We start from the raw sequence: 20,681 nt of genomic DNA, 5'->3' as shown, positions 1-20,681 counted from the left end.
GACATGATTGAGTTTGAGAAAACATTTAGTGATAAAAAAATAGAAACTGCAATATATGAAAAGATTATACCTGCAGGAGATGGGTGGATGCATCCTCTTGTTAAAGGTCAAACTCTCAGAATTGTAGATTTGAAAGGTAATCAGGGCCTGGATTTTTTATGCTATGACTTGCATAATCCTGAAGATCATTACAGTGCAACCCAGACAATTGTTCGTCAGGAGAAATTGTATATCAATGTGGGAACAGTACTGGTAACAGAATCCGGAAAAGAGCTGCTCGAGATTGTTGCAGACACCTGTACTTGTCATGACACAATGGGAGGTGCATGTGCAACTGAAAGTAATACAGTAAGATACGGGCATCATACACTTCACATGAAAACCTGCAGGGATACGTTCCTTATGAAAATTTCAGATCATGCAGACAAGTACTGTAAAGTAGACCTGGTACCGAATGTTAATTTGTTTGCCCAGATATTAAAATTGGAAGATGGGAGATTTGAATTTCTGGATGGTATTTCAAAACCAGGTTCCTACGTAGAATTTAAAGCTCTGAATGACACCATGATTTTAATAAGCAATTGTCCACAAATAAACAATCCGTGCAGTGGATATGAACCAACACCAAATGCAGTTTATATTTGGGACGAATAAAGGTAAAAATAAGGTTTGAACTGTACAATATGAAAAATTGAAAGGAGATAAAATTGTGAAAATGATAAAAGCCATAGTAAGACCTGAAAAAGCGAATGAAGTTCTAAATGTTCTTTGTGATCAGGGCTATGCTTCAGCAACAAGAATCAGCATATTGGGAAGAGGAAAGCAGCGAGGGTTAAAGGTAGGAGACGTTTCTTATGATGAAATCCCAAAGGAAATGATCATGATGGTTGTAGAAGATGAACATGTAGAGGAAATAAAAAAGATCATTATTCAGAATGCAAGAACGGATAAGGAAGGATCTTTTGGTGATGGAAAAATTTTTGTAATTCCTGTTGAGAAGAGTGTAACAATAAGTTCCGGCAAGGAAGAATAAACAGGAGATTGGAGGCCTTTATGAAACTAGTGTATATTATTTTACGCCCAAATAGATACTATAAAACAAAAGAAGCTCTGGTAAAGAACAATTTTTTTTCTTTAAGCAGCAAAGATGTTCTTGGAAGAGGCAAAAGCAGTGTAGACTATGTCACGAAAAATGGAGATAAACTGCTGAAATATAACAAACGTCCTTTTGTATCAAAGAAGATGATGGAAATATTCTGCAGGGATGAAGATGTTGATACTTTAATTGATATAGTTAAAAGTATAAATCAAACAGGTAACTCCGGAGATGGGAAGATATTTGTAGTTGATGTGGAAGATGGCACAAGAATTAGAACAGGCGAAAGCGGTGTAAATTCACTGATGTAATATAGAAATATTAATAAATAAAAGGGGGCATAAATATGAAAAAGTTAAACAAGAGAGTCATATCAATATCAATTATGTTGATGGTATTCATTATGGCATTTACCGGATGCCAGAGTAAAACGGGCGGCAGCAATGACAAATCAAGCAGTGAAAAGGTATATAAACTGGGTATTTCAGCATATCCGGCATTTTATACATGGTATATCACTCAGGCGGAAGGATTCTTCAAAGCAAGGGGGATAAATGTAAAATTGGTTTATTTCCCGGTATATAGTGATAGCGTGCAGGCTTTCAATACAGGAAAAATTGACATGTTGTCCGCAGCAGTACCGGACATTATTGCACCATATGTTAATGACATTGGATTCGAAACAGTGCTGTTATTGGATAATTCCAATGGTGCGGATGGTCTTGTAGCGGGAAAAGGTATAAACAGCATCAAGGATTTAAAGGGAAAATCTGTTGCTACTGAATATGGAACAATAGAACATTTCTTCCTGCTCAATGCATTGAAAACAGCCGGCATGACGGAAAAGGACGTAAAATTTGTAAATTTGTCCATAGCTGATGCAGCTCCAGCATTTTTGTCTGGAAAAGTTGATGCAGCATGCTTGTGGGAGCCTTCTCTCAGCAAGGCATTGTCTAAAGATGGCAGTAAGCTGCTGGTGAGCTCCAAGGATACTCCAGGATTGATTCCTGATGTATTGGTTGCCAACAAGGATATGGTTCAAAATGGAAAATCCGATATTGAAAAAGTTGTAAATGCATATTATGATTCCATGGAATTCTATGCAAAGAACAAAGACAAAGCTATTCAAGACATGGCAAAAGGTGCCGGAATTTCTGCAGATGAAATGAAGGTTGCAATGAGTGGTTCCAAATTGTTTACTATTAAGGATTCTATAGATGCAATGGATAAACAACAGGATAATTATTCATACCTGCCTTATACGACAGAAAAAATTGCGGAATTCTTGAAGAAGGTAAAAATGATTGATGAAATGCCTGACAATACTAAAAAGATGTACAACAGCACCTACCTGAAAGATGTATTAAAAACCAGAGAATCTAAGCCTGTTCCAGATACTACTAAATAATTTGTTGCAAGCTTATAAAAGGTATATGGAGGTATACTATGAGGAAAATGTTTAGAATACGAAAAAATATTGATAAAAAATTGTATATGCTGGTTGCGGGTATATCTTTTGTACTGCTTATTTTAGTATGGAATTTTGCAAGTATTTCGGGAATTGTAAATCCGGTATTTTTACCAACACCCCAAAAAGTTGTAAAGACAATTATTGAAAGTATTACATCGGGAAATATATGGGGTGATCTTTATATAAGCTGCTATAGAATATTTATGGGATTTTTGTATGCAGTGATTGTAGGTGTGGTAATTGGAATACTTGTTGGATGTTTTTCTGGAATCGAAGCATTCGTACAGCCGCTTACTGAATTTATTCGATACCTCCCGGTACCTGCATTTGTACCACTTATTATGGTGTGGTTTGGCATAGGAGAACAGGCCAAAATTGCAGTTATATTTTTAGGAACACTGTTTCAGCTGATTCCAATGGTATCGGATGATGTCAAGGCAGTGCCGGAAGATTTTATAAATGCAGCATATACCCTGGGGGCTTCAAGAGGGGAAGTATTATGGAAGGTAATTATTCCTGCCATGCTTCCAAAATTGATGGATACCTTGAGAATGATGATGGGATGGGCATGGACATATTTGGTGGTTGCCGAGCTGGTTGCTGCAAGTTCCGGACTCGGGTACAGTATATTGAAAGCCCAGAGATATCTTAAAACCGATGTAATGTTTGCAAATATTTTGATCATAGGGCTATTGGGACTTGTTATTGACAGAACCTTTGGATTTGTGAGCAAGCATGTGTTTGCATGGGCAGAAGGAGGCAATCAGTAATGTTGTTTAACAAGAGCGCGAAAGAAAAAAATAAAGTTAAAGATGGCGATATGATTGAGGCGACACTTGCAAACAGCAAGCTTTTGGGAAAGAATGTGACAAAGATATACAAAGGAAAGAAAAAGAATACACTTGCAATTGATAAGACCAACTTTGAAATACTGGAAAATGAGTTTGTTTGCATTGTAGGACCCTCAGGATGTGGAAAGTCTACTTTGCTTAAAATGATAGCAGGATTGGATGATGTATCAGAAGGTTCTATTTTTCTGGACGGTAAGGAGTTGTCGGGGCCAGGGGCCGATAGAGGTGTTGTATTCCAGTCCTATTCATTGTTCCCATGGATGAATGTAGAGGAGAATATAAGGTTTGGATTAAAACTAAAAAAGCTTCCAAAAGACAAAGCTTCGGAAATTGTAGATAGGTACCTTGATCTTATCGGACTCACGCAGTTTAGAAAATCCCTGCCAAAGGAATTATCTGGCGGCATGAAGCAGAGGGTTGCAATTGCAAGGGCTCTGGCAAACAGCCCTGAAATCTTATTGATGGATGAACCTTTTGGTGCTTTGGATCCCCAGACAAAAGCCAAAATGCAGCTTTTAATGAGACAAATATGGCAGAAAGAGAAGACAACAATTATATTTATTACTCATGATATAGAAGAAGCAGTGTTTTTGTCAACGAGAGTTTATGTTATGGGAACAAATCCGGGAAGAATTATATCGGGTGTGCCTGTATACCTTCCATATGACAGGGATATAGACTTGAAAGATACGAAGGAGTTTATAGAATTGAGAAGAAAAGTTACTAGAATTTTACACAGTGGCGAAGGTAAGGATACAGTATAATGCTGATTGGAGTGATAGTTTATGTTTAAAAAAGTACTTATTGCCAATCGTGGAGCGATAGCAGTCAGAATTGAGAGAACATTAAAAAAAATGAATATACAGTCTGCTGCAGTATATACGAAAGCAGATCAGGATAGTTTGCATGTGGATTATGCCGACGAGTCGTATTATCTGGGGGATGGAACAGTAGCTGAAACCTATTTGAATGGTGATAAAATTATTGAAATTGCAAAGGGTGCCGGAGCAGAAGCGATTCATCCCGGATATGGTTTTTTAAGTGAAAACAGTGATTTTGCAAGGAAATGTGAGGAGAATAAAATTAAGTTTATTGGACCACTGCCGGAGCAGATGGAGCTATTTGGACTCAAGCATTCGGCACGTGAAATTGCTGGAAGAGCAGGAGTACCGATGCTGGAAGGTACAGGACTGCTGAACAATGTAGAGGAAGCAGTGAAAACGGCAGATGCTTTGGGATATCCGGTTATTTTGAAAAGTACGGCCGGAGGCGGTGGAATAGGTATGAGAACATGTTTTGATGAAGAAGAGTTAAAATCAGCATATGAATCCTGCAGCTATTTGGCCAGAACCAATTTTGACAATGCAGGATTGTTCATGGAAAAATACTTGCAGAAAGCAAGACATGTGGAGGTTCAGATATTCGGGAATCAATATGGAGAAGTGGTCGCACTGTCAGAAAGGGACTGCTCCGTACAACGGCGTAATCAAAAAGTAATGGAGGAGAGTCCGGCTTTTGGCATTTCTGAAGCTACAAAGAAGGCAATGCACGAGGCGGCTAGAAATATTGCGCTGCAGGTTGGATATAGAAGTGCAGGAACAGTTGAATTTTTATATGATTCCTCGGAGGAAAAGTTCTATTTTTTAGAGGTAAACACGAGATTGCAGGTTGAACATGGTGTTACAGAAGAGACCTTGAATATTGATCTGGTAGAGTGGATGATAAAGGAGGCGGCCGGAGAGCTTAAAAACCTTGATGGTCTAGTTCATGAACCGAAAGGTTTCAGTATTCAGGCAAGGATTTATGCAGAAGATCCAATGAGAAATTTTGCACCTAGTGCTGGAAAACTTGACAAGGTTGAATTTTCAAAAGATGCTCGTATAGAAACCTGGATTCAAGATAATGTGGTCGTTACTCCCAGTTATGATCCAATGCTTGCCAAAATTATTGTGAAAGCTGACAGCAGGGAAAATGCCATAAAAAAAATGCATTCAGTTTTACAGGAAACCAGGATATATGGTATAACCACCAATATAGATTATCTCAATTGTTTTATTAATACGGAAGACTACAAAAAAGGCAAATTGCATACTCATATGCTGGATGGTTTTTCCTATAAGGAAAGAAAGATTGAGGTGCTGGACGGAGGAGTGCAGACTACGATTCAGGACTATCCAGCCAGACTTGGCTATTGGGACGTCGGTGTTCCGCCAAGTGGGGCTATGGATAACTTTTCATTCAGAATTGGAAATAGAATACTTGGCAATAGTATAAATGCTCCTGGAATTGAATGTACTTTAAGAGGAGGAAGCTATAAATTTCGTGACGATATGATCATTTGTCTTACTGGTGCAGATATGAAAGCCAGATTGGACAATAATAGTGTTCCAATGTATGAAGCTATTTCGGTAAAAACCGGCCAAATATTAGAACTTGGTAAAGCAGTAAAAGGTATGAGAACTTATATATTGGTAAAAGGCGGGTTGGATGTACCATCCATACTTGGAAGTGCATCGACTTTTGCCCTGGGAGGTTTTGGAGGGCATGGCGGTAGGACGCTAAAAACAGGAGATTTGATTCATGTCAGTCGGGAAAATGAAAACGGCATATGTGGGATAAAAAAAGAGCAGTTATATAAATATGAAGAGGTTTGGGAAATAGGTGTAATTCCAGGACCGCACTGTACAACGGAGTTTTTAAAAACAGAGTATTTAGAACAACTTACAAGCACTGAATGGGAAGTGCATTTCAACAGTGACAGAACAGGAGTCAGACTTATTGGACCTGCTCCTTTGTGGTCGAGAGAAGATGGAGGAGAGGCAGGGCTGCATCCGTCAAATGTTCATGACACTGCATATGCTGTTGGTACTATTGATTTAACTGGAGATATGCCTATTATTCTGGGGCCGGACGGACCTAGCCTGGGAGGATTTGTATGCCCTGTTACGATCCCGTCAGGTGAATTGTGGAAAATAGGGCAGCTTTCACCGGGAAACAAGGTGAAATTTTATTTGATTTCCATTGAAACCGCAGAAAAAATTAGAAGAGAACAAGAGCAGTATTTAGAAAATATTACAATGAAAAAAGAATTGGAACTTCCGGAGTTGGTCAAAACAGAAATATTGGACTGTACATATCCAATATTGAAGCAAATTGATGGAGACAAAGGAGCTTCGTTGTGTATTCGTGTAGCAGGAGATGAATATATACTGGTTGAATATGGTGAAATGAAAATTGAAATGAGGTTACGTATCAGAATACATGCATTAATGGAACTAGTAAAGCAGGATAAAAAAATTCCGTTGATTGATACGACACCGGGTATTCGTTCACTGCAAATTCATGTTGATTCAACGAAAATGTCCATTCGTGAGCTGTCAGATGAAGTTGTAAAATTGGATAGAAAAATTGGAGATTTAAGCAGTTTCAAGATTAAATCCCGCAGGATTAAAATGCCGCTGTCATGGAATGATCCAGGTGCACAATTGGCAGTAGACAGGTATTATCAGAATGTGAGGCCGGATGCACCATGGTGTCCGAGCAATATTGAATTTATAAGAAGGATAAATGGATTGGATTCAATAGAAAAGGTTAAGGAGATATTGTATAGTGCAACATATCTGGTTATGGGACTTGGAGATGTTTATCTAGGTGCCCCGGTGTGTATTCCACTGGATCCAAGACAGCGTCTGGTTACGACAAAGTATAATCCTGCCAGGACATGGACGCCTGAGAATGCTGTTGGAATAGGAGGGGCATATATGGGCATCTATGGAATGGAAGGCCCTGGTGGATACCAGCTGGTCGGAAGGACCATACAGACATGGAATCCTATTAGAACCACAAAAAGCTTTAAGGAAGGTAAACCCTGGCTTTTGAATTTCTTTGACCAGATTCAATTTTATCCGGTATCTGCAGAAGAGCTTCTACAGATTAGAGAAAATTTTTTAAGAGGCAGGTATGAGGTAGAAATTGAAGATACGGTTTTTGATTATGGAGAATACCTGAAGTATCTGGAATCCATTGAAAATGAGGAAAAAGAGTTCAAAAAACGTCAGGTAGAATTTTTTAATATGGAGAAGCAGATGTGGAAGGACAAGGGGCTTGACAAGTTTGTTTCACAGCATGATGAGAGCAGTGTAAAAGAGCAGGAGATACCGGAGGGAGCCATACCTGTTTATTCAAACATGCCGGGAAGCGTTTGGAAAATACTTGTGCATGCCGGAGACAGGATAAAAAAAGGTGACCCTATAATTATAGAGGAAAGTATGAAGATGGAGTTTCCACAAAATGCTACCTGTGATGGAGTAATACAGGAAGTTTATGTTAAAGAAACACAGAATGTATCAAGTGGACAAATATTGGTTACTATTGGTTAAGGAGGAAAATTGCTGTGATAAATAGTAAATTGACAATTTCATATCTTAAAGAAGGTTATAAGTCGGGTGCTTTTACTCCGGAGGACATATGCCGTGAGATAGTAAGAAGGGCGAGTGAAACAGCCGATATGAATATTTGGATTGTTCCTCCCTCCATGGAATTTATTCAGAAATATTTAGAGCACCTAAAAACTTTGGATAAAGAAAAAGCCCGACTTTGGGGTATTCCATTTTCCATTAAAGACAATATTGATGTAGAAGGAATCTGCACTACGGCAGGATGCAAGAATTTTGCATATATGCCGAAAGAGGATGCAACAGTAGTAAGGCTTTTAGTAGAAGAAGGAGCTGTTCCTGTCGGGAAAACTAATTTGGATCAGTTTGCTACCGGACTTGTAGGAACGAGAAGCTTATTTGGAGAAACTCACAATTCCCTTGAGCCTGAATTGATTAGCGGTGGTTCCAGTTCGGGTTCGGCAGTTAGTGTAGCCTTGGGACAGGCAGCTTTTGCGCTGGGTACAGATACAGCAGGTTCAGGAAGGGTTCCGGCAGCATTGAATAATTTAGTGGGGCTCAAGCCAAGTCTGGGTGCATGGTCTACAAATGGAGTTGTTCCAGCTTGTGCTTCACTGGATTGTGTTGCAGTTTTTACTCATAATCTGGAAGATGCCAGGCTGGTAAATGAAACAGTATGGAGTTATGATGAAAATTGTCCCTGGTCAAAGAATCTTGACTCGATAAAAGAAAAACTGCCTCAAAAAATATGCATGCCTGACAGGGAACTGATATTTTATGGCGATTATGCAGAACAATACAGATGTGGATGGGAAATGTTTGTTGAAACTGTAAAGAAGATGGATATTCCCGTTGAATATATAGATTATTCCATATTTGCCGAAGCGGCATCCATATTGTATGATGGTCCGTGGATTGCTGAAAGATGGGCAGCTCTTGGAGAATTCATCACCCAAAATGACGGAGCGGACATGGTTCCCGTTACGGAAAGCATTTTAAAAAGCGGAAAGAAGGAAAATTTAAAAGCTGATTCTGTATTTAAGGCAATGCACCGTCTGGCAGAAATAAAATGTAAGGTGAGAAAAATATTGAAAGATGGTATTTTGATATTGCCGACCTGCGGAGGCACTTATACAAGGAAACAGGTTGACTCAGATCCGGTTAAAACCAACAGCAATATGGGACTCTATACAAATCACTGTAATTTGCTTGAACTTTCAGCTTTGGCATTTCAAATAGGGTTTGTTGAAGAGAAAATTCCTTTTGGTGTTACGAGTTTTGCATTAAGTGGAGAGGATGGAATTAATCTGGGCTTTGCAAAAATATGGCAGTTTATGCATTTGAAAGACAAAATGATACCTTTGGCTGTCTGCGGTTTGCATATGAGAGGTCTTAGCCTGGAAAACCAGTTGATTGATCTGAATGCAAAATTTAAAGAGGAAAGAGAAACCTCGCCTGATTATAGATTGATAAAACTTCCAACTAATCCTTCCAAACCTGGCTTGATAAGGGTGCAAAATAATGGAAAAAGAATTAAACTGGAAATATGGAATATTCCTAGAACACAATTGGGCAAATTTTTAGAGATGATTCCGGAGCCATTAGGCATAGGGAAAGTTGAACTTGATGATGGAACAAGGGTATTAGGCTTTATTTGTGAAGGTTATATGCAGACAAAAGGTGAAGATATTTCAAAATTTAAAAGCTGGAGGAATATTATTTAGCTTTACAGCGGAAAAAGCTGACTTCTGTATCATGCAGGAGTTGGCTCTTTTTATTTTATAGCATACTTATTTGTGATACATAAATTCCCTAATTAAAGGAACCGATTTGGTATTTTAGAAATTCAGGTAAGATGATAATATATAACTAAGCTAATTTATAAGAGAGGTTAAAAAATTGAACAGTCTAAACAATCGTCAAATAGAATTTATAAAACTGTTATTGTCAGAAAGTGAATATAAAACGATTAGTTATTTTTCTGGTCTTTTAAAGATCTCCTGTAAAACTTTACAGAAGGATTTAAAAATAATAGAAAAGTATTTAGGCAGTTTTAATATAGTACTTTCCAGAAAAAGGGGCATAGGAATCAAGATTATAAATTCTAAAGCGGCGAGATGGCTTTTGTTCAATAATCTCCAACTACAGCGTATAAAGTGCAAAAAAGTTACGGCTAATGAACGCAGACTTGAAATAATACGGGACATGCTGCTTAATTCAAATACTGTTACATCTATACAGAAACTTTCTGATATGTACTATGTAAGTAAAACAAGTATAGTGGCTGATATAAGCTATATTGAGGAATGGTTGATGAGATTTAACTTAGTGCTGAAAAAGAGCGTTAAAGGAACCAAGTTGAGTGGAGACGAAGTTAACATAAGAAAGGCACTGTCAATGCTTATGATTGAGTATTCCAAATTAAATTACAGAGAGCATAATATATTTCAGAATATAACATCGAGAATAGATCAATCTACGTTTAATGCTCTACTGGAACTTTTTGATAATGATAAAATTATTTATGTTAATGAATGTCTTATGAAACTGGAAAAAAAGTATAGCTGTTCTATCAATGATCCTTACTATATCAATCTTTTGACGCATATTCTTATTTCATTGACCAGAGGATTAGCTGGAAAGCAGATCAATAATGATTTTATAGAGGATGAATGCAGCTTTAAGAATGAAGTCTCTTATAAAATTGCAATGAATATGGTCACAAAAATGAACAGGGATTTTGGAATTAATTTAGGTGAGGCAGAGGTGTACTATTTATATGAATATTTTTCTTCTTGTGGATTAATAAAAAATACAGAAGATAATTCAAGTATGATTTTAGACGAATTAAACTGTAGAGCCAGGATCTTTACTAGAAAGATTACTACATTTATAGAAAAAATTATGGGTATTAATATTTCTAATGATAAAAAAATTATGAGAAATGTTTTCCTGCATGTACGTCCCATGTTAAATCGGTTGAGGAATGATATTCAAATAACGAATCCATTATTAGAAGATATAGAAAAGGAATACCCTGAGACATTGGCAATTTGTAAAGCAGCTACTTTATTGACTTTTCATGATTTGAACCGAGATTTCATACCAATTGATGAAATAGGTTACTTAGCGGTTTATTATCAAACGGCAATAGAACGTCTGCCTGTGAAAAAAAGAGCCGTTGTAGTATGTCAGAGTGGATTTGGAACATCACAATTATTAATGACTAGAATAAAGAAAACGTTTCCTCAATGGGAAATCAGTGATGTGATTTCTGCATATGATCTTGGTCGATATAATTTGAACAGAGTTGATCTTGTAATTTCAACAGTGCCTGTAAATGTAAAGAAGCCATATATAATAGTATCTGCATTTTTAAGTGATGAAGACATTCTAAATATTTCTAATATACTGGAGTGTAATCCCAAGCCGACAAATTTTAAAAATGTGGAAGCAGGAATATATTATATCAATAAGTATGTCTTTAAAGAAAACGTTTATTTCAATAGACAGGATTCCGAAGTACTTAGAATTATGAATAAAAAGTGTAATCATGATATCAAACTTAATGATATATCTTTTAGTGAAAGAATAAAAATAAAGTTAGCATTCACCAACAATTTAAATCTGGCTATAAACTTTAAAAGTATTTTGGATTCAAAGGAACAGATAGTTTTTTATATAATGATGGATGATACAAGTATGATAACTGAAATAATATCAGCAATATATTATTTTTACAAAGCCCATTATACTATCAAGGAAATTGTAGTATCTATGAATAAGTATAGGGATGGGATTAATTGTATTGAAGTTGATGATGAAATAGATAAATTTGAAATAAACGATGTTCGAAAAGTGCTTAAGAAGGAGACAATTAAATTTGAAATGAATGCCAGAACCAAGGCAGCAGCTATAGCTGAATTGTCATTATTGTTGAAAGATTGTGGAATTGTAACAGATTTAAAAGAGTTTTTAAATGATATAAATAAGAGAGAGGCTTTGGGAATTACCGGTATTGGAAGTGGAATTGCAATACCGCATGTAAAATCAAGATTTGTAAATAAAACGGTTGTAGCTATAGGCAAAAGTAGATATCCAATACAATGGGAAAGCTTGGATAATAAGCCGGTGTATTTTATTATATTGTTTGTAGTAAAGGAAGATAGTGAAATTAGTGAAAATGATAAATTGATTTCTAAAATAGCAACAATGCTAGGAGATGATGAGGTGTGTAAAAGTTTATTACTGGCTGAAAAGCCAGAGGATATATATAAAATATTTTCAAAATAAAAATTATGGGAGGAAGATGTCGTTATGACTGAACAGGAAATAGTAAATCGAAGGAAAAGTGCTGTTAAATGGTTTGAAGGTGCTAAAATTGCTTTAACTGAAGAAGAAAAGAATCAGATTGAAATTGCAGATTTTGGACTGGGAAAGATTGATGAAGTCGGTTCGCAGATTTTAGTGTATGTTAATACATCCAGGTATTGTGGAAAAGAAATGCTGATGTTTCCGGGGCAGATTTTCCCTGAACACAAGCATCCTACTAGAAAGGATGGAAGTATTGGAAAACAGGAAACGTTCAGATGCAGAAGTGGTATAGTATATGTTTATGTTCCGGGAGAGGAGACGCTTAGCCCTGCTGTAAAACCTCCGAAAGGAGATGAAAAGTACTATACATCAAGGCATGAAATTGTATTAAGACCTGGTCAAGAGTACACGATGGTTCCTGGTACACCGCATTGGTTCGCAGGTGGACCTGATGGCGCAATAGTATCTGAATTTTCTTCCAATAGTGATGATGCTTCAGATTTGTATAGTGACCCACGACTTGTTAGCCATTTTTCTACTAAATAATTTTGAAAGGGTGATTTAATATGTTGATTAGTATGAAGGAAATATTAGATGTCGCGAAAAAATATAAATTTGCTGTTCCTGCATTTAATGCGGGTTCAGGACAATTATTGACTGCTGTTATGGAAAGTGCCGAAGAAAAAAAAGCTCCATTTATCATGGCTATTCATCCAGATGAGCTATCTTTCTTAAGGGACAGTTTTGTATCACAAATTATTTATGAGTGTAATCATACTAAACTTCCAATTGTACTGCATCTGGATCATGGTGCAAATTTTAAACAGGTAATTCATGCAATTCAACTAGGATTTACTTCAGTTATGATTGATAGTTCAAGACTGCCCTTTGATGAAAATGTAAGAATCACTCAAAAAGTTGTAGAAGCGGCACATTCAGTTGGAGTTTCTGTGGAGGCTGAACTAGGCACAATAGGAGACACTGGAAATAGTATAGAGGGAGGGGTCACAAAAGTTATATATACAGATCCTGAAAAGGCAAGAGAGTTTGTAAACAAGACCAATGTCGATTCTCTGGCAGTTGCTATTGGTACAGCCCATGGTATTTATCCTAAGGATTTGAAACCAGAACTTAGGTTGGATATTCTACAGGAGATAAAAAAGCTAGTTGATATTCCACTTGTTCTTCATGGTGGATCTAGCAATCCTGATGATGAAATTGCAAGATCAGTTGAACTTGGTATATGTAAAATTAACATTTCAAGTGACATTAAAATAGCATTTGCTAAAAAGTTAAAAGAAATTATAATGGAAAAAGATATAAGTGAAATAAGAGAACCTAATATTATGTTTCCCGAGTGCATAAAGGCATGTCGAAAAGTAGTTGAGCAAAAAATTGATCTGTTCAATGATGCCGATAAAACAAAGTACTTTAAAATTTCTTATTGAAGATTAGGAGTTTGCCATGGATTTGAGTGAGATATTAGATGACAGGATCATTTGCGTAAATATGTCAGCACAAAACAAGGAAGAGGCAATAACTTTCTTATCTAATAAATTGAAAGATTCAAATTATATTGACGATGTAGAGTCTTTCAAAAAGGATATATACTATAGAGAGTCATTGGGAATAACCGGTATTGGAAATTATATTGCCATCCCACATGGTAAAAGTGATTCTGTCAAAAAAATAGGCATAGCAATTGGAAAATTAAAAGACGAGATTAAGTGGGAAACATTGGATAATAAAGGCGTTAAGGTAATATTTTTGTTTGCTGTTTGCAACAACAATGATTATGCAAAAAAGCATTTGATGCTACTATCGGAGCTGGCTTCAAAACTTGGAGATGATGAGAGAGTCAGTAAAGTTTTAAAAGCTAATTCAATTGATGATATCAAGAAGGCATTTTTTTAGAAAAGGGAGGAGTAATTATGAAAATTGTAGGAATTACTGCCTGTGCAGCAGGTATTGCCCATACTTACATTGCCAAGGAAAAGTTAATTAAGGCTGCCCAAAGTGCAGGTCATGAAATTCATGTTGAAACTCAGGGAACTATTGGTACGGAGAATAAATTGGATGAAAACGATATTAAAAGTGCAGATGTTGTGATAATTGCAGCAGATATTCAGGTAAGCGGTATAGAAAGATTTGATGGCAAGAGGAAAGTGGAGGTATCGACGGATACTGTAATAAGATCTCCAAAAAAATTTATCAAGAAAGTGGAAAGTATTATCAATAAATAAAAAAAGTGGGGAGGAAATTAACAATGTTGGCAGAATTAAAAAAGCATGCCATGACTGCTATTTCATTTCTAATTCCGGTTGTTGTTGCTGCGGGTTTCTTACTGGCTATTGGCAGTATTGGCGGGGGTATAACAATTACTGATTTTTCGAAAAATTTTCACTTGTTTGACGCATTTAGCACCATGGGTAGTCTGGGCTTGGGATTATTACCTGTTGTCATATCAGCAGGGATATCATTCTCTATTGCAGATAAACCGGGAATTGCTCCTGGAGTAATTATAGGGCTGGTTTCTAAAGCTATTGGAGCAGGTTTCTTTGGTGGTTTTATTGGTGGATATATAGCCGGGTATGTTACTAAATTTGTAGTTAAAAAGTTAAAGGTACCGTATTGGGCTGAAGGATTGAAACCCATGCTTATCATACCATTGATTTCATCTGCAATTTGTGGACTTTTAATGTTCTTTGTCATTGGTATTCCAGTTAGGTCCGGTACTATTATACTGGAAAATTATCTGGAAAATCTAAGTGGTTCCTCCAAGTTTATCTATGGAATGGTTATTGGAGTGCTTTCAGCGGTGGATTATGGTGGAGCTATAAACAAAGTTGTATATGCCTTTGTACTAGGATTATTGTCCCAGGGGGTTAAGGAACCTGTTACAGTACTTATGATAGCATCTATGGTTACTCCATTCGGAATGACTATGGCCTATTTTATACAGAAGATATTCAGAAAAAATATTTATAAGAGAGAAGAAGTCGAAAATTTAAAAGTGGCCTTTCCAATGGGTATTTGTATGATAACAGAAGGATGTTTGCCCATTGTCATGAATGATGTTGTACGCTGTGTAATTGCAACAGGAGTAGGTGGTGCTATAGGTGGAGGATTCAGTATGCTGTGGGGAGCTGATTCTGCTGTTCCACATGGAGGGCTGTTTGCTATTGTTACCATGCACCATCCATTGGCATTTCTTCTTTCACTATTCATAGGTTCTCTAGCTACTGCAATTGTTCTTGTTATCTTTAAAAGGCCTGTCGATATAAATTCAAGTGACCCTGAAGGTGATACTGAAGAGGCAGATATATCTGACAGCAGTATCAAGATTTCATAATTAATTAGTAAAGGGGAAAGTGGAGATGTATTTTAAGTTTGGAGTTGACACATTCATTTGGACAGAGAATTTCTGTAAAAATGACCTATGGATAATTAGTAAAGCCAAGGAATTAGGTTTTGAAGTAATTGATTTTGCAATTTCAGATCCGTATAGTTTTCCAACAGAACTTGTAAAAAAAGAACTTTCGAGGGTTGAAATCGACTGTGTGTGTACTACAACGCTTACACGTGAGACAAACCCTATTTCACCTGACCCGGCTGTAAGGCAGGTTGCAATAAAAACTATGAAAAAAGCAATTGATATTTGCAATGAACTTGATGCTCCTATTCTAGGCGGCGTAAATTATGCGGCTTGGGGATACACCACCGGCAGTCCAAGGACAAATGAGGAGTGGAATTGGGGTGTGGATTGTATGAGGAAGGCTGCGGAATATGCGAAGGAAACCGGTTCAGTAACAATCTGTGTCGAATGTGTGAATCGTTTTGAGACCCATTTTTTAAATATAGCTGAAGATGCAGTTGAATTTTGCAAGGATGTAGGAACTGAAAATGTTAAAGTACATTTGGATTGCTTCCATATGATTAGGGAAGAAAAAAGTTTTTCTGGTGTAGTAAAAACTTGCGGGAGAGAATACCTGGGATATGTTCATGTTAATGAGAATGACAGAGGAATACCCGGAACGGGGCTTGTCCCTTTCAAAGAGTTTTTTTCTGCACTTGATCAGGTAGGATATGACGGACCATTGGTTATTGAATCCTTTGATCCAAACTTTAAACAATTGAATGCAAATTGTGCGATTTGGAGAAAATTTGCGGAAACGGGTGAGGAGCTGGCTGTCAAGGGTCTTGCGAATTTAAAGCAGATTGCTTCGCACATGTAATTATTTTTAATGAAATCGAGGTAGGTAAAAAATGAAAATAGCACTAGGCTGTGATGAAGCTGCATACAAATTGAAGGTGGAAATAAAAAATCATATAAATAAAATGGATGAAATCAATTTAATTGATGTTGGCTGCGATCAGGATGAAGTTGTCCTTTATCCTGATATAGCATTAAATGTTGCAAGACTTGTTTCAGAAAGTAGGGTGGACAGGGGAATTTTGTTATGTGGAACCGGAATTGGCATGTCAATAAGTGCCAATAAAGTTCCAGGTATACGTGCAGCTGTGTGTCATGATCCATATTCGGCAGAGCGTTCTAGAAAAAGCAATAATGCCCAGATTCTATGTATGGGTGCACGTGTTATAGGAGTAGAACTGGCTAAATGTATTGTAGATATATGGTTGAATTGTGAATTCGATGGTGGACATTCTATATCAAAAGTCAATCGAATTTCTGAAATCGAAAGAAAGTTTTTCCTTGAAAAGAGTGGTGGTAGAAATGAATAGTATTGTGAATGAACGGGATCATGTAGTTGAAGACATGCTAAGCGGTTTTATAAAGGCCAATGATGATATCGTTTTACCAACAAAAAATTCAAGAGTACTGAAATATATTAATGCTCCTGTAAAAAACAAGGTTGGAATCGTAACAGGAGGTGGTTCCGGCCATAAACCCGCATTTATAGGGTATATAGGTAAAAACATATGTGATGCGGCAGCAGTTGGCGAAGTCTTTTCATCACCTACAGCATCAGCATTTTTAGATGCTATAAGGGCAGCTGACTCAGGTAAGGGTGTTGCTTGTCTTTATGGAAACTATGCAGGTGACAATATGAATGTGAAAATAGCTGTAGGTAGAGCTAAGGCACTTGGAATTGAAGTTAAAACAGTGGTTGCAAATGATGACTGTGCCTCTGCCTCGAAAAGCGATTCTAAAAAACGCAGGGGAGTTGCTGGTGAAGTATTGATGTGGAAAGTGGGAGGTGCAAAAGCTTCTATGGGTGCAGATCTGGATGAAGTAATAGAAACAGCACGAAAAGCAATTGATAATACTCGTTCAGTAGGAATTGGAATAGCTCCGTGTACAATACCGGCTGTCGGACATCCAAATTTTGAAATAAAAGAAGGGACTATGGAAGTGGGAATAGGGCATCATGGGGAGCCTGGTATTAAAGTGGAGCCATTAAAGAATGCTGATGGAATAGCAGAGGAAATGCTCGATATTATTATGAAGGATTTGACTTTCAAGGCTGGTGAGGAGGTGGTTGTTCTATTGTCCGGACTTGGAGCCACACCTGTTATGGAACAATATATAGTGTATGACAAAGTTGAAGATATACTAAAGAGCAGGGGAATAAGGATATATAAAGCCTATGTTGGGAATTATTTTACATCGCTTGACATGAAGGGAGTGACATTGACCATTATGAAGTTGGATGAAGAATTGAAGGAATGCATTGATTTACCAGTCTGCTCTGTTGATTTGAAACAGTTATGAATTGAGAGAAGGTGGTAGAGTGTTTGTAAAAAATAATGATTGTGCTGTAATTGTATTGGATTTAATCAAGACAATCCATGTAAATAGGGATCTTTTGAGCAAGATAGATGGGAAAATTGGTGATGGTGATCATGGAATCAATATGGACAAGGGTTTTACTATATGTGAAAAGAAGTTGAAAGATAAGACCTACAATATGTCAAAGGGGTTTTCCATTCTAGGATCAACTTTATTGGAGGACATAGGAGGTTCAATGGGACCTTTGTATGGTATTTTCTTTGACAGCTTGGCCCAAAAATCAATGAATAGAGAAAAAATTGATAAAATTGTATTTCAAGATATGTTAAATACAGCTTTGGAAGGAGTACAGGATATTGGCAGTGCTAGTATTGGAGACAAGACATTGCTGGATACTCTGATTCCGGCCAGAAATGCTTATAAGAAGGCGGTAGATGATGGTGAAAGCTTTTACAATTCTCTGGAGAAAATGAAAGCTGCGGCTAAGAAAGGATGTCAATCGACAAAAAACATGATTGCTAAAGTTGGAAGGGCAAGTAGATTGGGAGAGCGTTCAAGGGGAGTTTTAGATGCTGGTGCCACAAGTTGTTATTTGATTTTAAATTCTATAGCAGAGTCCCTGCAAAGTATTTTGAAAAATAATAGAGTTTGAATTAATATAAGTTCGACAAATAAAAACTATCATCTGACTCCATAAGCTAGATGATAGTTTTTATAAAATTACCTGAATCTTCTATTTTTGAATCTGTATAATAGTATTGCTGCAATACCAAATGCGAGTAAAAGTGCTGCAAATAATGTAAATGTTTTAGTTTCTGTATCCATGGAACTGAGTTTGTCATATGTGGATTCCGTGTTTTCTTTTTTAAACTGAAAGCTTTTTATGTTGCCGAAGCTGTCTATCAGTATGGAATCACCGGACAGCTTTAAAAAGTGGTTTGGAGAAGATAAAAATACAAGAGATTTCAAAAGCAGGTCTTTCTTGGGTGAAGTCAGCACCAGAACAGATTTGCTGTTGTTATAGGGCGATATGTCAAACTGAAATACTGATATGTTTGAAGCATAGGGATCTGTTAGGTACAATTTTTCATTACCCGTAAATGATGTGTATTTTTTATTGTATTTAAACCAGAGTTTCGAATTCATTTTTTTTATAATCTGGTTGTTTTCAGGGGTTCCATATAATATCAGGTTCATGTCATGATATTTTTCTGAAAAGTTTTTGTCAGTTAAAACTTCTATATTTCCTGTACTGTAATCTATATCTTTTCCCATATATAAAAACATCCTGCTTATACCTTCAACTTCATTTTCAGACAGGCTTTCAGGAACTACAAGTGCTGTATTGTCCAGCTTTCTGTTTGAAACAAATGGCTGTGGATAAGTAATGAAACTGTAGAACTTATTTTCATTATCCGGTATATATATATGAATTACCGGTTACAAGGGCCCAGGGTATTTCTTCCCGTCTTAACTGGCAAAATGAATCCGTTATTTCAAGATCAAAGGCAATTTCTATGCCGAGGGAATTTGATTTCTTGACATCATCCGGAATTGAAAGCTCCAGTTGGTCGCCGTTGCACTTATCCGAACTTAATTTTTTACTGCCTATGGGAGTACCATTTACATATACAGTAACAAGTGATCGGTTGAAATCCAGATTCTGTGAATATCTCATGATTAATTTTATTCTGCATCCACTGGAAGGAAGTCTGTTTTTAGGAAGACTGTATTGTATTGAACTGCTCTGTCTGAAAGGACCTTTAAAATTTATTCCGGTTAATCCGAGATCTCTAAATGTAAGCTTTGAAGCTGGTTCTGAAGTCCTTTTTTCTACCTTGATGCTGCTGTCTACTCTAAATGTATCCACAGCAAGCTGTTTTACAATGTCCCTGTTTGTAAGCAGTTTTACAGCTTTTTTGAGCATATTTCCATTTTCACTTATTATTGACATAAACTTGTATTTTTTATCAAAGGGGGAGTAAAACTCCTTTATTACAGCACATTTGCTGTAATTTTGTGCTGCTGGAGGATAAATGGATCTAATCTCCCGGGGAATATTTTTTGAATCCCCTATGTATATTATGTTTTTGTGCTGCGGAACGGAGGAATATTTGACAACGGTTCCGTTATAGTTTTCAGAGCCATTTTGTTTTCCAAAATAGGTTTCAAGCATGAGGGCTGCGGAGAGTTCCTGTTCAGTATAGTTGTCGGGTACAGCTATTACGGTAGCATAGTCATTGCTGTCGTTTTTGATAAAAGGATATGGAAATTCTGATATATTATTTGAGCTCCGTTTACTTATGAATCCCATTGACAGGTTTGAATCGCCGTATAAATTCAGCCAGTTTCCACTGTTGACATCATCTGTACAGGGTTTGTCGGATATTCTGGAGTAAGTATCTATTTTGAATTCGTTGCTTCCAGGTTTAATTGCACTTAGAGGTACTGAAGCTTTTAAATATGTTATTTGATGTTCTTTATAAAATAGTGGGGAGGAATAGAATGGTTTCCCGTTTATTGAAAAGGTGACGGATGCATTTTTAGTTTTGTCTACAAGCTGGCTTATATTGAAATGTATATTTGCCTGTATGGATTTTATCTCGGAATGTTTATCTACATTGAAATATAGAGAATGTGATGAAAATACTCCACTAAAGGTTACATCGCTCCCAAAGGTAAAATTTCTATATTCCAGATTATTGTATGAAGCAGATGAAACTTCTGTTCTGCAGGAAAATAAAATAATAAAAATCAATGAAATCATCAATATGAAATTGTATTTTCTCATTTTTCACATTCC

20 protein-coding genes are annotated in these 20,681 nt (G+C 36.7%); 18 read left to right on the top strand and 2 right to left on the bottom strand.

The window, feature by feature from the left end; translation table 11 throughout:
* The first annotated feature begins 3 nt into the window (after nucleotides 1–3).
* The 18 genes from LKE46_RS11385 (at nucleotide 4) to dhaL (ending at nucleotide 18,530) form a co-directional block, all read left to right on the top strand.
* Nucleotides 4–654: a DUF1989 domain-containing protein gene (locus tag LKE46_RS11385; protein ID WP_291722139.1), complete on the top strand. Its 651-nt coding sequence runs from the start codon at nucleotides 4–6 to the stop codon at nucleotides 652–654.
* A 55-nt stretch (nucleotides 655–709) separates the two neighbouring features.
* Complete coding sequence (locus LKE46_RS11380; RefSeq protein WP_291722136.1) at nucleotides 710–1,033, top strand: P-II family nitrogen regulator; 324 nt, start codon at nucleotides 710–712, stop codon at nucleotides 1,031–1,033.
* A gap of 20 nt (nucleotides 1,034–1,053) precedes the next feature.
* The gene (locus LKE46_RS11375; protein WP_291722133.1) at nucleotides 1,054–1,407 is read left to right on the top strand and encodes a P-II family nitrogen regulator; all 354 of its coding nucleotides are present in this window, start codon (nucleotides 1,054–1,056) and stop codon (nucleotides 1,405–1,407) included.
* A gap of 35 nt (nucleotides 1,408–1,442) precedes the next feature.
* The gene (locus LKE46_RS11370; RefSeq protein WP_291722130.1) at nucleotides 1,443–2,504 is read left to right on the top strand and encodes an ABC transporter substrate-binding protein; all 1,062 of its coding nucleotides are present in this window, start codon (nucleotides 1,443–1,445) and stop codon (nucleotides 2,502–2,504) included.
* A gap of 38 nt (nucleotides 2,505–2,542) precedes the next feature.
* A complete protein-coding gene (locus tag LKE46_RS11365) occupies nucleotides 2,543–3,337 on the top strand; it encodes an ABC transporter permease (protein ID WP_291722126.1) in 795 nt (264 codons plus the stop codon).
* On the top strand, nucleotides 3,337–4,182 hold the full coding sequence (locus tag LKE46_RS11360) for an ABC transporter ATP-binding protein (RefSeq protein WP_291722124.1): 846 nt from the start codon (nucleotides 3,337–3,339) through the stop codon (nucleotides 4,180–4,182). The genes LKE46_RS11365 and LKE46_RS11360 overlap by 1 nt, the downstream gene beginning before the upstream one ends.
* Before the next feature lie 21 nt (nucleotides 4,183–4,203).
* Nucleotides 4,204–7,797, top strand: coding sequence for an urea carboxylase (gene uca / locus LKE46_RS11355; protein WP_291722121.1), 3,594 nt, complete (start codon nucleotides 4,204–4,206; stop codon nucleotides 7,795–7,797).
* Nucleotides 7,798–7,811: 14 nt separating this feature from the next.
* Entirely contained in the window at nucleotides 7,812–9,536 is a 1,725-nt protein-coding gene (gene atzF, locus LKE46_RS11350) for an allophanate hydrolase (protein WP_291722118.1), read from the top strand.
* A gap of 175 nt (nucleotides 9,537–9,711) precedes the next feature.
* Nucleotides 9,712–12,105 (top strand): BglG family transcription antiterminator, encoded by a 2,394-nt coding sequence (locus LKE46_RS11345; RefSeq protein ID WP_291722115.1) that lies wholly within the window; start codon nucleotides 9,712–9,714, stop codon nucleotides 12,103–12,105.
* 24 nt (nucleotides 12,106–12,129) lie between these two features.
* The gene (locus LKE46_RS11340; protein WP_291722112.1) at nucleotides 12,130–12,672 is read left to right on the top strand and encodes a D-lyxose/D-mannose family sugar isomerase; all 543 of its coding nucleotides are present in this window, start codon (nucleotides 12,130–12,132) and stop codon (nucleotides 12,670–12,672) included.
* A 32-nt stretch (nucleotides 12,673–12,704) separates the two neighbouring features.
* Complete coding sequence (locus tag LKE46_RS11335) at nucleotides 12,705–13,574, top strand: ketose-bisphosphate aldolase (RefSeq protein WP_434735194.1); 870 nt, start codon at nucleotides 12,705–12,707, stop codon at nucleotides 13,572–13,574.
* Between the two features lie 16 nt (nucleotides 13,575–13,590).
* Nucleotides 13,591–14,040 (top strand): PTS sugar transporter subunit IIA, encoded by a 450-nt coding sequence (locus LKE46_RS11330; protein WP_291722106.1) that lies wholly within the window; start codon nucleotides 13,591–13,593, stop codon nucleotides 14,038–14,040.
* A gap of 17 nt (nucleotides 14,041–14,057) precedes the next feature.
* On the top strand, nucleotides 14,058–14,369 hold the full coding sequence (locus tag LKE46_RS11325) for a PTS fructose transporter subunit IIB (RefSeq protein ID WP_291722103.1): 312 nt from the start codon (nucleotides 14,058–14,060) through the stop codon (nucleotides 14,367–14,369).
* Between the two features lie 23 nt (nucleotides 14,370–14,392).
* Nucleotides 14,393–15,478, top strand: a complete 1,086-nt coding sequence (locus tag LKE46_RS11320; RefSeq protein ID WP_291722099.1) for a PTS fructose transporter subunit IIC — start codon at nucleotides 14,393–14,395, stop codon at nucleotides 15,476–15,478.
* 25 nt (nucleotides 15,479–15,503) lie between these two features.
* Nucleotides 15,504–16,361: a sugar phosphate isomerase/epimerase family protein gene (locus tag LKE46_RS11315; protein WP_291722097.1), complete on the top strand. Its 858-nt coding sequence runs from the start codon at nucleotides 15,504–15,506 to the stop codon at nucleotides 16,359–16,361.
* Between the two features lie 31 nt (nucleotides 16,362–16,392).
* Nucleotides 16,393–16,869: a ribose 5-phosphate isomerase B gene (gene rpiB / locus LKE46_RS11310; RefSeq protein WP_291722094.1), complete on the top strand. Its 477-nt coding sequence runs from the start codon at nucleotides 16,393–16,395 to the stop codon at nucleotides 16,867–16,869.
* Nucleotides 16,862–17,860, top strand: coding sequence for a dihydroxyacetone kinase subunit DhaK (locus tag LKE46_RS11305; protein ID WP_291722092.1), 999 nt, complete (start codon nucleotides 16,862–16,864; stop codon nucleotides 17,858–17,860). Before rpiB ends, LKE46_RS11305 begins: the two co-directional genes overlap by 8 nt.
* A 19-nt stretch (nucleotides 17,861–17,879) precedes the next feature.
* Entirely contained in the window at nucleotides 17,880–18,530 is a 651-nt protein-coding gene (gene dhaL / locus LKE46_RS11300; protein ID WP_291722089.1) for a dihydroxyacetone kinase subunit DhaL, read from the top strand.
* A 68-nt stretch (nucleotides 18,531–18,598) separates the two neighbouring features.
* Here the strand turns inward: dhaL and LKE46_RS11295 are convergent, their stop codons facing one another.
* Together LKE46_RS11295 and LKE46_RS11290 are read right to left on the bottom strand one after the other, a co-directional pair.
* Nucleotides 18,599–19,267, bottom strand: a complete 669-nt coding sequence (locus tag LKE46_RS11295; protein WP_291725667.1) for a cellulose biosynthesis cyclic di-GMP-binding regulatory protein BcsB — start codon at nucleotides 19,265–19,267, stop codon at nucleotides 18,599–18,601.
* Between the two features lie 22 nt (nucleotides 19,268–19,289).
* Nucleotides 19,290–20,669, bottom strand: a complete 1,380-nt coding sequence (locus LKE46_RS11290) for a cellulose biosynthesis cyclic di-GMP-binding regulatory protein BcsB (protein ID WP_291722086.1) — start codon at nucleotides 20,667–20,669, stop codon at nucleotides 19,290–19,292.
* Between the last annotated feature and the right edge of the window lie 12 nt (nucleotides 20,670–20,681).

The organism is Clostridium sp. (assembly GCF_022482905.1).
In the GTDB taxonomy this organism is placed as follows: Bacteria; Bacillota; Clostridia; order Clostridiales; family Clostridiaceae; genus Clostridium_B.
Note: the sequence above shows the minus strand (reverse complement) of the source record. Positions and strands in the feature narration are given on the sequence as shown.

What these genes read in the sequence shown, in the direction of transcription:
- LKE46_RS11385 (WP_291722139.1), top strand. Translation starts at nt 4, where the DNA reads ATGATTGAGTTTGAGAAAACATTTAGTGATAAAAAAATAGAAACTGCA.
- LKE46_RS11375 (WP_291722133.1), top strand. Translation starts at nt 1,054, where the DNA reads ATGAAACTAGTGTATATTATTTTACGCCCAAATAGATACTATAAAACA.
- LKE46_RS11370 (WP_291722130.1), top strand. Translation starts at nt 1,443, where the DNA reads ATGAAAAAGTTAAACAAGAGAGTCATATCAATATCAATTATGTTGATG.
- LKE46_RS11365 (WP_291722126.1), top strand. Translation starts at nt 2,543, where the DNA reads ATGAGGAAAATGTTTAGAATACGAAAAAATATTGATAAAAAATTGTAT.
- LKE46_RS11360 (WP_291722124.1), top strand. Translation starts at nt 3,337, where the DNA reads ATGTTGTTTAACAAGAGCGCGAAAGAAAAAAATAAAGTTAAAGATGGC.
- uca (WP_291722121.1), top strand. Translation starts at nt 4,204, where the DNA reads ATGTTTAAAAAAGTACTTATTGCCAATCGTGGAGCGATAGCAGTCAGA.
- LKE46_RS11340 (WP_291722112.1), top strand. Translation starts at nt 12,130, where the DNA reads ATGACTGAACAGGAAATAGTAAATCGAAGGAAAAGTGCTGTTAAATGG.
- LKE46_RS11335 (WP_434735194.1), top strand. Translation starts at nt 12,705, where the DNA reads ATGAAGGAAATATTAGATGTCGCGAAAAAATATAAATTTGCTGTTCCT.
- LKE46_RS11330 (WP_291722106.1), top strand. Translation starts at nt 13,591, where the DNA reads ATGGATTTGAGTGAGATATTAGATGACAGGATCATTTGCGTAAATATG.
- LKE46_RS11325 (WP_291722103.1), top strand. Translation starts at nt 14,058, where the DNA reads ATGAAAATTGTAGGAATTACTGCCTGTGCAGCAGGTATTGCCCATACT.
- LKE46_RS11320 (WP_291722099.1), top strand. Translation starts at nt 14,393, where the DNA reads ATGTTGGCAGAATTAAAAAAGCATGCCATGACTGCTATTTCATTTCTA.
- LKE46_RS11315 (WP_291722097.1), top strand. Translation starts at nt 15,504, where the DNA reads ATGTATTTTAAGTTTGGAGTTGACACATTCATTTGGACAGAGAATTTC.
- rpiB (WP_291722094.1), top strand. Translation starts at nt 16,393, where the DNA reads ATGAAAATAGCACTAGGCTGTGATGAAGCTGCATACAAATTGAAGGTG.
- LKE46_RS11305 (WP_291722092.1), top strand. Translation starts at nt 16,862, where the DNA reads ATGAATAGTATTGTGAATGAACGGGATCATGTAGTTGAAGACATGCTA.
- LKE46_RS11290 (WP_291722086.1), bottom strand. Translation starts at nt 20,669, where the DNA reads ATGAGAAAATACAATTTCATATTGATGATTTCATTGATTTTTATTATT.